This is a genomic window from Pseudomonas spelaei (assembly GCF_009724245.1).
GTDB lineage: Bacteria > Pseudomonadota > Gammaproteobacteria > Pseudomonadales > Pseudomonadaceae > Aquipseudomonas > Aquipseudomonas spelaei.
Map to the genome: position 1 here is coordinate 90,841 of NZ_WNNK01000019.1, position 12,024 is coordinate 102,864.

The following is a 12,024-nucleotide window of genomic DNA, read 5'->3' on the forward strand; positions in this document are numbered from 1 at the left end:
ATCAGAACTTGTCCAGTGTCCGCAACTTTTGCGGCAAGCCCCAGAGCAACAGTGCCGCTGCGATCAGCGCGCACACACCGATGACATAGAGGGCGGGTGTGGTGCTGCCAGTCAGGTCGCGGATTCGGCCGACCATCACCGGGCTGACGATGCCGCCGAACTGACCCAGAGTGTTGATCACTGCGATCCCGCCTGCCGCCCCGGCCCCTGCGCCGGCCAGCAGTTTCGGTGGCAAGGTCCAGAAGGTCGGAATTGAGGCGATGATACCCGCGCCCAACAGGCCCAAGGCAACAATCAGGAACGTGGTGTGATTGGCAAAGATCCCGGCACAGAAGAACCCCACCGCGCCCAGAGCCACCAAGCCGCTGACAAACTTGCGGCGCTCGCCGGTGGCGTCCGATAAACGTCCGATCACCACCATGCTGATGGCGCCGCACACGTAGGGAATCGCCGTCAGCAAGCCGATCATCACCGGGCTTTGGGTACCGGCGCTGCGGATCAGTTGTGGCGCCCAGAAGTTCAAGCCGTAAGACGCGACCTGGATCAGGAAGTAGATAAAACCAAGCATCAGGAAACCCGGGATACGTATCGCCGCCAGCAGCGAACCGCCATGTTTGTTCGGCTCATGCCGGGCAATGCGGCTGGACAACAAGGCCTTCTCTGACGCGCTCAGCCAGTGGGCGTCCTCGATGCGGTCCTTGAGCAGGGTCAGTACCAGAAAGCCCAGGCCGATGCAGGGTAAACCACCCAGCAGGAACAGCCAGTGCCAGCCACGCATCTGCAGCACGCCGTCCAGATGTTCCAGCACCAGCCCGGAGAATGGCGCGCCCACCAACCCGGCAAACGCGGAGGCCAGGAACAACATTGAGGTGATGCGTCCGCGGTAGTGTTGCGGGAACCACAGGGTCAGGTAATACAGCACACCCGGTGCAAATCCCGCCTCCATCGCACCAATGATGAAACGCAACCCGTAGAACTGCCATTCGGCAGTCACAAACACCATGGCCGCTGTGGCCAGGCCCCAGGACATCATGATCCGCGCGATCCAGCGTCGGGCGCCGACCTTGTACAGCATCATGTTGCTCGGCACTTCGAAGATCACATAGCCGACGACAAACAGCCCCGCCCCCAGGCCGTAGGCGGTGTCGCTCAAGCTCAGGTCGGCCTGTAACTGGAACTTGGCGAAGCTGATGTTGATGCGATCAAAAAAGGCGAACAGGTAGCACACCATGATCAGCGGCATCAGGCGCCAGACGACCTTGCTGACCAGGGCCTTTTCGGCGTCGTGCTCAGCGACCGGGCGCGCGCCGGCCTCCAACGTATTAAGGCTCATTGTTTTTCTCCAGGTGGACTGCCCGCAGGTGTCCGATTGTTTTTGTTGTCTGGTTGAGACTTACAGCGTTGCGATGTAGCCCGGCGCCGGATGCAGGTCGCAGTTGCGCCCCGCCTTGGCCACCTGGCCAGGTAGTTCGTGGCCGAGCAGCGCCGGCAGTTGCCGGGACATGCGCAACAGATGAGGCAGGTCGATGCCGGTGTGAATACCGACTTCATCACACAGGTTGACCAAGTCTTCGGTGCAGATATTGCCCGAGGCCCCCGGCGCAAACGGACAACCACCAAGGCCACCGAGGGCCGCGTCAAAACGCCGGGCACCGGCTTCATAGGCGGCCAGCACATTGCACAACCCCAGGCCGCGGGTATTGTGAAAATGCAGGGTCAGATCATGGGCGCCCACCCGCTCCAGCACCCGTTTGACCAGGCGCTCGACCTGACGCGGGTTGGCCATGCCCGTGGTATCGGCCAGCGTCACGCCCTGGATGCCCAACGCCAGATACGCGTCCACCAATTGCAGAACACGGTCTTCGTCGACCTTACCTTCGAACGGGCAACCGAAGGTGGTGGCGATGCTGCCGTTGAGCCGCACCGGGTGGTCGGCGGCAAAGCTGACCACGTCGCCAAAGGCCACCAGGGAGGCTTCGCAGCGCATGCGCATATTGGCCAGGTTATGGGTCTGGCTGGCGGACATCACCAGGTTCAACTCATCGGCCCTGGAGCCGACCGCCCGTACGGCGCCCTTGAGGTTGGGAATCAGTGCCACGTAAATGATGCCTGGGCGACGGGTGATGCCCTGGAAGACTTGCTCGCCATCACGCAGGGCCGGGATGGCCTTGGGTGAAACGAATGACCCGGCTTCTATTCGTGAAAATCCAGCCAGGGACAACTGGTCGATCAGGGCGATCTTGTCGACGGTCTCGACCCAGGTCGGCTCTATCTGCAAGCCATCCCGAGGCGAGACTTCTTGCACGATCAGCGGGTCTGCATCGTTTTTCATTGCACCACTCCCGAGGCTTTCAGGCGTTGTATATCGACACCGGTCAAGCCCAGCCCACCAAGGATGTCATCGGTATGCTGGCCCAGGCTCGGCCCCTGCCAGTTCACTTCACCGGGGGTTTGCGAGAGCTTGGGCACGATACCGGGCATCTTCACCGTCAGGCCACCGGGCAGTTCGGCGTTGAGCAGCATGTCCCGGGACTGGTAGTGCGGATCGGCGACGATATCGGCCACAGAGTAGATGCGCCCGGCAGGTACTTCGGCCGCCTCCAGGGCACTGAGCACCTGGTCGATGGGCAAGCTGCTGGTCCAATGTGTGATCGCCGCGTCCAGCAGGCCGCTTTGGGCCGCACGTCCGTCGTTGTGGGCAAACTCCTCGGCTTCGGCCAGATCGACGCGGCCAATGGTGGTCATCAGGCGCTTGTAGATCGGGTCACTGTTGCCGGCAATCACCACGTAGGCGCCGTCCGCCGTGAGGTAGGTGTTGGACGGTGCGATACCCGGCAAGGCGCCGCCGCTGCGTTCACGAACATGACCGAGCATGTCGTATTCCGGAACCAGGCTTTCCATCAGGTTGAACACGCTTTCCGCCAGGGAGACGTCCACCACTTGGCCGTCGCCCTGACCTGTTTTGACCCGCAACAGCGACATCAAGGCGCCAATCACGCCGTGCAATGAGGCCAGGGAATCGCCGAGGCTGATGCCAACCCGCGCCGGTGGCGAATCGGGATTGCCGGTGGTGTAGCGAATCCCGCCCATGGCCTCACCGATGGCGCCAAAACCTGGCCGATCACGATAAGGGCCGGTCTGGCCGTAGCCGGAGATACGCACCAGGGTCAGCTTGGGATTGAGGGCGTGTAATACATCCCAGCCCAGGCCGAGCTTTTCCAGGCCACCGGGGCGCAGGTTTTCGATCAACACGTCGGCGTCGGCCAGCAGTTGCTTGATCAGGCTGATGCCTTCGGCAGACTTGAGGTCCAGGGCCAGGGACTTTTTGTTGCGTGATTGCAGGTACCACCACAGCGACGTGCCCTGGTGCAGCTTTCGCCATTTGCGAAGCGGATCGCCCTGCCCCATGGCCTCGACCTTGATCACCTCGGCGCCAAATTCGGCCAGCAGCCGCGCGGCGAACGGCGCGGCGATCAACGTGCCGATCTCGATCACCTTGATACCGTTCAGGGCAGCCGTCATGGGGTGTACCTCTTGTTCTTGGAATGTGGGCCAAGGCTAGAGGACGGCAACGGTATAAATCCAATCTTCAGTTGGCAACGAACGTTCGTGAAACGCGAACGCATACGATCTGTCAGATTGGTGCTTCAGTGCCTTGCAGGTATTCGAACAGCAATCGACTGACCGGCGACAACGAAACCTCATTGCGGATCACCAGAATCAACTGCCGGTCCGCCCACTCATCCGTCAACGGTACCGCTTGCAGCCCCAAGGCGCGGCCGAACAGCTCATAGGCTTTTTGCGGCAGGATGCCGATGCCCATGTTGGCCTGGACCATCCGGCACATCGCATCAAACCCCGGCACATGAATCCGCAGGCGCAGCAGTTTACCGGCTTCACGCGCGGCGGCATGGGTGCGCATATTGATGGAGCTGGCCGAGTGCAGGCCGACATAGTCACTGTCCAGGGTGTCGGCAAAGGCCAGGGTTTCGCGGCGGGCCAATGGGTGATCCGCTGGCATCAGCACCACCAGCGTGTCCCGGCGATAGGTCACGCTGAGCAAACCTTTGGTGTCGGTATCGCTGGAGCAAATGCCCAGGTCCGCAACGCCGTCGAGCACACCCTGAACGACCCCATTACTGGGGCGCTCTTCGAGGTCGGTCTTGACCTTGGGATGCGACTCGGAAAAGTCGCGCAAGTCTTCAGGCAAAAACTGAATGATCGCCGAAAGATTGGCCAGCATGCGTACATAGCCTCGCACGCCGTGGCTATGCTCCCCCAGTTCCAGGCCCATTTTCTCGACGTTGAATAGCATCTGCCGGCCGTGGTGCAACAGCGTTTCGCCAGCAGCCGTGAGGCTCATGCCTCTGGCCTGGCGCACAAACAACGCCACACCCAGCGCCTGCTCCAGCTCCACCAGGCGTTTGCTGGCGGCCGAAACCGCAATGGCCTCCCGGGCAGCAGCGCGGGTCAGAGTGCCCTCTTCATGCACCGCGACAAACAGCTGCAACGTGATCAGGTCAAGGCGACGGATCAGGCTTTTTTGCAGCATCAGACGCGCTCGTTGGCCAAGCGATTGATATCAACTTGCTCCACCACCGGTTGCGCGTTGCCCTGGCGAACCACCGTCAGCATCGCCTGCCCAAGCACCTCAGTGCTGACCACCCGCGCAGGCCAAAGGCGCCGGGCCAGGGTCAACAGCGGACCCAGCAGCGTATAGACCGATTGATAAAGCGGGGTTTTCGAGCGTACGCCATGGAGTGGCTGAATGATGCCGGGGCGAAACAGATACACCGCCTTGAACGGCAGGCGCAGCAAGGCGTTTTCAGTCTTGCCCTTGACCCGGGCCCACATCACTTTGCCGGTCTCGGAACTGTCGGTGCCGGCGCCGGACACGTAGACAAAGGTCATCTGTGGATTGAGCCGGGCCAGGGTGCTGGCAGCCACCAAAGTCAGGTCGTAGGTCAGGTGAGTGTACTTGGCTTCATCCATGCCGACCGACGACACGCCCAGGCAGAAGAAGCAGGCATCGAATCCTTGCAACAGGTTTTCCAGGGGCTGGAAGTCGAGCATGTCGGTGTGCAGCACCTGATGCAGTTTGTCGTGCTCCTGGGTCAGGGGCGTACGGCCGACCGCCACCACTTCCTGCACATCACTGGCCAGCAGGCACTCGCGCAACACGCCCTGGCCGACCATGCCGGTGGCACCGAATAACAGAACTCTCATAAAAACTCCCCGGCTCAGGTGTTTACTGAACGGTAAACGATCCTCGCGCCCTCTCTTCTGGGCACAATAATTCTGCAAGTTAACACTGAACCCAAGCGTGTGTGGTAACAGCTTTCGAAAACCATATTATTTTGCCCCGCCCACTGAACGGCACTGCCGCCCATAGGGTGAGATATCTACAGACTCCCTAAAAACAAACGAAGCGACAATTTCACCATAAAAAAGTAGGACCTTACCCACATCAAAAACTCCAACCTGAATAAGACGCATGGGAAACGCCCGACTTTTTCAAAATACATTTACTCGCTAAGGTTCTGCCCCTACAAACATAAAGGACAAATCAGCGATGGATAGCTCTTCATTCAACAAATTCACAAACTACAAAAAAATAATTCAACTAGCAGATAATGACTGGCAAACGGCAAAATCAGGCCGAATCTGCGAATTAAATGTCTCAGTAGACAGCAACAACCTTCTTACCGATCAGTATGGACGAAACATCTATCATTTTTGCACGACCTCATATCTAGGACTGGATTACCACAAAGAAATTCTTAAAGGTGCGATTTGCGGTATACAAAACGCCGGAACATTACGCATTGCAAACTCTAAAAATCGCTGCAAACTCGCCATACTTGACCAATATGAAACAGAACTTTCCGAACTTTTTAGTGCGATTTGCCTGAGCACCCTTTCTTGTAGCGCTGCCAGTTCTGGAATATTACCTTTGCTTGCCAGCGGTGTATTTACAGACAACACTCCTCCCGTCATGGTATTCGATAAAAAATCCCATTATTCAATGAGTCACCTTAAAGCCTCATGCGCCGATGAGACAGAAGTGATTACTGCACCTCATAATGACATCTCATTTCTCGAAGATTTATGTAAAAAGCATAAAAAAATTGCGTACGTAGCTGATGGCATATATAGCATGGGCGGCGTTGCCGACTTGGAGAACCTACTTTATTTGAAGTCACGCTATGGGCTATTCCTTTATCTAGACGACTCTCATGCTTTATCGGCAGTAGGAGAAGGTGGGCGCGGATATGTACGACCACGACTTTCACAGCTAGATGATCAAATTATTATAGTCGCATCGCTTGGCAAATCGTTTGGAGCAAGCGGCGGCTTAGTCATGTTTGGTAGCGAGCGTCAAAAAAAGCTCATATATCGCTACGGAGGGCCTAACAACTGGTCCCAAAGTTTAAACTCTGCGGCCATCGGAGCAGGATTGGCATCCATTAAAATACACAAGACAGATGAACTCGCCACTCTTCAAAAAACACTTCAGGCCAACATCAAACTTTTCGACAGCCTAATAAAAACAGAGCAATCGGGGGCAAACACCGCAATCCGCCTGATCACTTGTGGCGACGCCAAAACAGCAAACACGTTAGCCATCAAACTCGCGAACAATGGATTCTTTACCTCAGCCGTATTCTTTCCGGTGGTACCACGAGGGAAAGCCGCCATACGTATCACATTACGAGCAGATATGTCCCACTCACTAATTCGTTTATTCTGCACCAAACTAACCGACTTAATGAAGCAGCACATCGAAACAGATAACCATTAAAAAGCCAAAATACCGAGACACTAAAAACGCAGACCAGCATATTACCAGGCACACGCTTAAACGGTAAAACTGCAAGACAAACACTCTCCCAACCTTCTACTAGAGACTTACTACAGTAAGGATATTCTGCCCTTGAAAAGCACCACAACCCTGACAATCGCCTGTAGCGCTGCCTTTTTGTCCCAAGTCGGCATCAGTATTTACTTGCCCGCCGTCCCGGCGATTGCCCAGGCGTTGCCGGCAGCTGAAGATCAGGTGGCGCTGGCCCTAGCGGTTTACCTGATCGGCATGGCCCTTCCGATGCTGTTGTGGGGCAGCCTTGGAGAGCGAGTGGGTAGAAAGCCCGTGTTGTTCGCGGCATTAGCTTTGTATGTCTTGGCCACCGCAACGATTCCCTCGGCTTACAACCTCGAATCCTTCCTGGCTCTGCGCTTGATTCAGGGCCTGGGCGCGGGCGGTGTGTCGGTGATGGCGCGGGTGCTGGTCCGCGACAGTTTCAGCGGTGCGCTGTTGGCCAAGGGATTGTCGTGGCTGGGAATGACCTTCGTGATCGCTCTGGGGATCGGTCAGTTTATTGGCTCATTGCTACAGGTAGCGTTCGGCTGGAAAGCAATTTTTTATGGGCTGGCACTCGCGGCCATCGGGCTGATGATTGCGTTGCAGCGGGTCGCATTCCCCGCCTTATTGAAGGTGCCTGGGCAAATGTCCGCCTGGCGAATCTACGGCACGATCCTGCGCCATCCGGCATTCCTGCGGGCGGCCCTGGCAGGAGGCCTGGGTTATGGCGTGATCATCGCATTCAATACCTGCGCACCGTTGATCCTGCAAGGGCACTTCGCGTGGAGCGCAGCAGAATATGGACTGTTGGGCTGGCCGATCAGCGCGGCGTATCTGGCCGGCGCGCTGATGGTCAATCGTTTCGTCGCACGCACTGGGCGCCTGTCGATGATGAGTTGGGGCGTGGCGCTGGTGATGTGCGGCAGTACCACGATGTTGCTGGGCAGCGTGTTCGCAAGCGGCCTGGCAGTCCTGTTGTGGCTGCCGTATTGCCTGGCCGTGTTCGGACAATCGATGAGCTACCCCATCAGCTTGTCTCTGGCCAATGATGCATCACCGGTGAGTGGGTCCTACGCCATAGCGTTGAGCGGTTTCATGCATCAGTTGACGGCCGCCATGATCGGCGGTGTCGCCAGCTTACTGGCCAGTCAGCAAGCATGGCCACTGGCGCTGCTATGTGTGGCGCTGGCGGGCGGCGCACTGCTGTGCGTCGCCCGATCCCGAGCTGATTAAAAGGCGCTGCGAAAGATCTCTTCAATCTGGCGCTGATCGGCACGCCGCGGATTGGTCAGGCCGCAGGCGTCCTTGAGCGCGTTACTGGCCAACAGCGGGATGTCCTGCAATTTGGCACCCAGCTCCCGCAGGCCAACAGGAATGTCGACGTCCTGGGACAGGACGCGAATAGCAAGGATGGCAGCCTGAGCACCCTCTTCCGGGGTCACGCCCTTGATGTCCGCGCCCAAGGCCCTGGCGACATCGCTCAGGCGCTCGGCGCTGACGCTGGCGTTGAAACTTTGCACGTGGGGCAACAGCACGGCATTGCACACGCCGTGGGGCAAGTCATACAGGCCACCCAACTGGTGCGCCATGGCGTGCACAAAACCCAGGGAGGCGTTGTTGAACGCCATCCCGGCGAGGAACTGCGCATACGCCATATTTTCCCGGGCAGCCATGTCATTACCGTCGCGCACCGCCAGGCGCAGGTTGGCGCTGATCAGTTCGATGGCCTTGATCGCACAAGCGTCGGTGATCGGCGTGGCGGCAGTGGAGACGTAGGCTTCGATCGCGTGGGTCAGGGCGTCCATGCCGGTGGCAGCGGTCAGGCCCTTGGGCATGCCGACCATCAGCGCCGGGTCGTTGACCGACAGCAGCGGCGTGACATTACGGTCGACGATGGCCATTTTCACGTGACGGGTTTCATCGGTGATGATGCAAAAGCGGGTCATCTCACTGGCGGTGCCGGCGGTGGTGTTGATGGCCACCAGCGGCAGTTGCGGCCTGACCGACTGGTCGACGCCTTCATAGTCGCCGATGTGTCCGCCGTTGGTGGCGCACAGGGCGATGCCCTTGGCGCAGTCATGGGGCGAGCCGCCGCCCAGGGACACCACGAAATCACAGGCACTTTGCTGAAGCAGGGCCAGGCCTTTCTCGACGTTTTCGACATTGGGGTTGGGCTTGGCGCCGTCGTAGATCACCGAGTCGATGTCCTGCATCGCCAGCTTCTCGGCGATCATGCTGGCCACCCCCGCCCTGGACAGGCCCGTATCGGTGACGATCAGCGCTTTGCGAAAGCCGTAGTTGCGGATGGCTGTCATGGCTTCGTCGAGGCAATCGATGCCCATGATGTTGACCGCGGGGATGAAGAAGGTGCTGCTCATGAAGAATCCTCTGGGAGCGTTGATGGCTACAGCATCGACCGCCCTCGCCTGCGGCATCTTGATCAGGATCAAGCCCTGCTCATGATAAAGTCACCCCCCAGCCGTTTTGAGTAGACCCGCCGCAATGAAGGATTTCCAGGATATTGACGCCCACCTTGAAGACTGGAGCGCCCTGCGCAGCAGCACCGACTTCAGCGGGATTCTGATCGGCAACGGCGCCAGCCGCGCGGTGTGGGAGGACTTTGCCTACGACTCACTATTCGAAAACGCACGCACCGTGGAGGAAAAGCCCCTTAGCCAATCCGAACTGAGCGTGTTCGACGCAATGCAAACTCGCAGTTTCGAGCAGGTGCTGGGCGCACTGAAAACCACCAGTCGGGTCAACAAGGCCCTGGCGGTCAGCTCGGCGGCACCGCGCAATCGTTACTACGCGATCAAGGAAGCACTGATCAACACCATCCACGGCGTGCATATTCCGTGGCGCCTGGTGCAGCCATCGACGCTGACAACAATCCATCAGGAACTGTCCCGCTATTCCACGGTGTTCACCAGTAACTACGACCTGCTCAACTACTGGTCAATCCTGCATGTACCGGGCATCGATGATCTGTTTCGCAGTGCCGACTCAAGCTTTGACCTGCGTAATACCGCAAGCGACAGCAGCCGTATTTTGTACCTGCACGGCGGCCTGCACCTGGTGAGAAACCTGGACGGCACGGCGCGTAAACTGCCCACCACCGACAGCACCTTGCTCAGCAGCTTTGCGATCAACAATACGATCAAGACCCTCGACGATGTGCCGCTGTTTGTCAGCGAAGGCAAGGTTGAGGAGAAGCTCAAGACCATCCGCAGCTCTGATTACCTGTCGTTCTGCTACGAACAGCTGCTGAACCATGAAGGCGCGCTGTGCATCTTCGGGCATCACCTGGGGCCACAGGATTCACACTTGGTGCAGGCGATTCGGCAAGCCAAGGTGAAGACCTTGGCGATTTCGGTGTTCGGTCGCAGCGAAGGGTTTATCCAACAGCAGAAGCGACGTTATGCGGGGCTGTTCGAGGGGATGCAGGTAGAGCTGCGGTTCTTTGATGCGCGCACGCACGCGCTGGGTAATCCGGCATTGTCGGTTCCCGTGGAGCACTGATCGGCTGAACATAGACGATCAACTGTGGGAGCTGTCGAGCTTTAGCGAGGCTGCGATGCAGGCGCTGCGGTCTGACAGGTACACCGAGGTGATCCTATCGCAGCCTCGCTAAAGCTCGACAGCTCCCACACTTGACCGAGTTACGGTCATTCTTCGCTGCTGTGCACCACCACCAGCAACTGCGCCTGCACCTCACCCACCGACCGGATCCGGTGGGGCTTCTGCGCATTGAAGTGCAGCGCATCGCCCCGCTCCAGAATCACCCGTTCGTTCATGAAGTCCACCTCCACCCGGCCTTCATGCACAAACAGAAACTCCTCCCCCAAGTGCTCCTTGAAGGTCTTGTCGGTGAACTCCGCCGGTGGATAGATGATGAACGGCAACAGGTTGCGCTCGCTGACCTGATGGGCCAGCACGGCATAACCCGGTGACGCATCGCTACCCGACAGCGCCTGACGCTCGTGGCTGCGCACCAGGCTGTAGCTGTCGAGGCTGACATTGTCTTCGCTGAACAGCTCTTCGACCTTCACGTTCAGCGCCTTGGCCAGTTTCAGCGCGGCGGCAATCGACGGCGTGTTGAGGCCCCGTTCGACCTTCGACAGGTAGCTCTTGGTCATCCCGGACTTTTCGGCCAGGGCCTCCAGGGTCACGCCAAGTTTTTTTCTCAGTATTTTCAAACGGATAGACATGTGCAGCGGTTAATCCATGAAAGAGTCGATGATGAGTGCTTGCCAATGACACATTGTGTCATATAGTCTCTTAAGTGTCATTTGCGTTCACCCAACGACCTTGCGAGCAGCGGGGAACGAGCAAATCCGACGTCCATTGAACTAGCCAAAGGACACCAACATGGCCAAGACATTAGCACTCCCCAAAGACCAACTGGTCAAGCAAGCGCTGAGCCAGATGCAAAACACCCTGGCGGATAATACGTGGACCGACCGGCAAAAGCTGGCGCTGACCTGCCGTATTCTGTTCGAGAACGGCCACGATTCCGGCCTCGCCGGGCAGATCACCGCCCGCGGCCCGCAACCTGGCACTTACTACACCCAGCAACTGGGCCTGGGTTTTGATGAAATCACCGCCGGCAATCTGCTGCTGGTCAACGAAGACCTGGAAGTCCTCGAAGGCCATGGCATGCCCAACCCGGCCAACCGTTTTCACAGCTGGGTCTACCGTGGCCGGCCGGATGTGAACTGCATCATTCACACCCACCCGACCCATATCGCCGCGTTGTCGATGCTGGAAGTACCGCTGCAGGTGTCCCACATGGACCTCTGCCCGCTGTATGACGATTGTGCCTTCCTGGAAGCCTGGCCCGGCGTGCCGGTCGGCAACGAAGAAGGCGAAATCATCACCACCGCCCTGGGCGACAAGCGTGCGATTCTGCTTTCTCACCACGGCCAACTGTCCACCGGTACCACCATCGAAGAAGCGTGCGTGATCGCACAGTTGATCGAGCGCGCGGCCAAGCTGCAGTTGCTGGCGATGTCGGCAGGCACTGTCAAACCAATCCTGCCGGAACTGGGGCGTGAGGCCCATGACTGGATTTCCAAGCCCAAGCGCCATGCTGCCGCCTTTAACTACTACGCTCGGCAGAACCTGCGTCAACACGCCGATTGCCTGAACTGAACCCCTTTTCGACC

11 protein-coding genes are annotated in these 12,024 nt (G+C 58.3%); 4 read left to right on the plus strand and 7 right to left on the minus strand.

What is annotated here, in order from left to right:
* Nucleotide 1: 1 nt before the first annotated feature.
* The 5 genes from GNF76_RS20945 to GNF76_RS20965 all read right to left on the minus strand — a co-directional run bounded on the left by GNF76_RS20945 (nucleotide 2) and on the right by GNF76_RS20965 (nucleotide 5,226).
* Nucleotides 2-1,333, minus strand: coding sequence for an MFS transporter (locus tag GNF76_RS20945; protein WP_155585020.1), 1,332 nt, complete (start codon nucleotides 1,331-1,333; stop codon nucleotides 2-4).
* Between the two features lie 60 nt (nucleotides 1,334-1,393).
* Complete coding sequence (locus GNF76_RS20950) at nucleotides 1,394-2,332, minus strand: hydroxymethylglutaryl-CoA lyase (protein ID WP_155585021.1); 939 nt, start codon at nucleotides 2,330-2,332, stop codon at nucleotides 1,394-1,396.
* Nucleotides 2,329-3,522 carry a CaiB/BaiF CoA transferase family protein gene (locus tag GNF76_RS20955; RefSeq protein WP_155585022.1) on the minus strand — a complete coding sequence of 398 codons (1,194 nt, stop codon included), beginning with the start codon at nucleotides 3,520-3,522 and terminating at the stop codon, nucleotides 2,329-2,331. Before GNF76_RS20955 ends, GNF76_RS20950 begins: the two co-directional genes overlap by 4 nt.
* 112 nt (nucleotides 3,523-3,634) lie before the next feature.
* On the minus strand, nucleotides 3,635-4,552 hold the full coding sequence (locus tag GNF76_RS20960) for a LysR family transcriptional regulator (protein WP_155585023.1): 918 nt from the start codon (nucleotides 4,550-4,552) through the stop codon (nucleotides 3,635-3,637).
* Entirely contained in the window at nucleotides 4,552-5,226 is a 675-nt protein-coding gene (locus GNF76_RS20965; protein ID WP_155585024.1) for an NAD(P)H-binding protein, read from the minus strand. The genes GNF76_RS20960 and GNF76_RS20965 overlap by 1 nt, the downstream gene beginning before the upstream one ends.
* Nucleotides 5,227-5,572: 346 nt before the next feature.
* Between GNF76_RS20965 and GNF76_RS20970 the strand changes: the two genes are divergently transcribed.
* Nucleotides 5,573-6,802 (plus strand): 8-amino-7-oxononanoate synthase family protein, encoded by a 1,230-nt coding sequence (locus tag GNF76_RS20970; RefSeq protein WP_155585025.1) that lies wholly within the window; start codon nucleotides 5,573-5,575, stop codon nucleotides 6,800-6,802.
* 132 nt (nucleotides 6,803-6,934) lie between these two features.
* Entirely contained in the window at nucleotides 6,935-8,092 is a 1,158-nt protein-coding gene (locus GNF76_RS20975; protein ID WP_155585026.1) for an MFS transporter, read from the plus strand.
* Here the strand turns inward: GNF76_RS20975 and yiaY are convergent.
* The gene (gene yiaY / locus GNF76_RS20980) at nucleotides 8,089-9,237 is read right to left on the minus strand and encodes an L-threonine dehydrogenase (RefSeq protein WP_155585027.1); all 1,149 of its coding nucleotides are present in this window, start codon (nucleotides 9,235-9,237) and stop codon (nucleotides 8,089-8,091) included. The two genes, GNF76_RS20975 and yiaY, sit on opposite strands and share 4 nt — an antisense overlap.
* A 124-nt stretch (nucleotides 9,238-9,361) precedes the next feature.
* Here yiaY and GNF76_RS20985 point away from each other — a divergent pair, with 124 nt between their 5' ends.
* Nucleotides 9,362-10,378, plus strand: a complete 1,017-nt coding sequence (locus GNF76_RS20985) for a DUF4917 family protein (protein ID WP_155585028.1) — start codon at nucleotides 9,362-9,364, stop codon at nucleotides 10,376-10,378.
* A gap of 146 nt (nucleotides 10,379-10,524) precedes the next feature.
* Here the strand turns inward: GNF76_RS20985 and GNF76_RS20990 are convergent, their stop codons facing one another.
* A complete protein-coding gene (locus tag GNF76_RS20990) occupies nucleotides 10,525-11,067 on the minus strand; it encodes a helix-turn-helix domain-containing protein (protein WP_155585029.1) in 543 nt (180 codons plus the stop codon).
* A gap of 160 nt (nucleotides 11,068-11,227) precedes the next feature.
* On the opposite strand from GNF76_RS20990, the gene GNF76_RS20995 reads away from it, so the two are divergent.
* Entirely contained in the window at nucleotides 11,228-12,010 is a 783-nt protein-coding gene (locus GNF76_RS20995; protein WP_155585030.1) for an aldolase, read from the plus strand.
* The last annotated feature ends 14 nt before the right edge of the window (nucleotides 12,011-12,024 follow it).

Bases quoted from the DNA above. Each gene is read 5' to 3' on its own strand.
- GNF76_RS20955 (WP_155585022.1), bottom strand. From the start codon at position 3,522: ATGACGGCTGCCCTGAACGGTATCAAGGTGATCGAGATCGGCACGTTG.
- GNF76_RS20950 (WP_155585021.1), bottom strand. From the start codon at position 2,332: ATGAAAAACGATGCAGACCCGCTGATCGTGCAAGAAGTCTCGCCTCGG.
- GNF76_RS20970 (WP_155585025.1), top strand. From the start codon at position 5,573: ATGGATAGCTCTTCATTCAACAAATTCACAAACTACAAAAAAATAATT.
- yiaY (WP_155585027.1), bottom strand. From the start codon at position 9,237: ATGAGCAGCACCTTCTTCATCCCCGCGGTCAACATCATGGGCATCGAT.
- GNF76_RS20965 (WP_155585024.1), bottom strand. From the start codon at position 5,226: ATGAGAGTTCTGTTATTCGGTGCCACCGGCATGGTCGGCCAGGGCGTG.
- GNF76_RS20960 (WP_155585023.1), bottom strand. From the start codon at position 4,552: ATGCTGCAAAAAAGCCTGATCCGTCGCCTTGACCTGATCACGTTGCAG.
- GNF76_RS20985 (WP_155585028.1), top strand. From the start codon at position 9,362: ATGAAGGATTTCCAGGATATTGACGCCCACCTTGAAGACTGGAGCGCC.
- GNF76_RS20995 (WP_155585030.1), top strand. From the start codon at position 11,228: ATGGCCAAGACATTAGCACTCCCCAAAGACCAACTGGTCAAGCAAGCG.
- GNF76_RS20945 (WP_155585020.1), bottom strand. From the start codon at position 1,333: ATGAGCCTTAATACGTTGGAGGCCGGCGCGCGCCCGGTCGCTGAGCAC.
- GNF76_RS20990 (WP_155585029.1), bottom strand. From the start codon at position 11,067: ATGTCTATCCGTTTGAAAATACTGAGAAAAAAACTTGGCGTGACCCTG.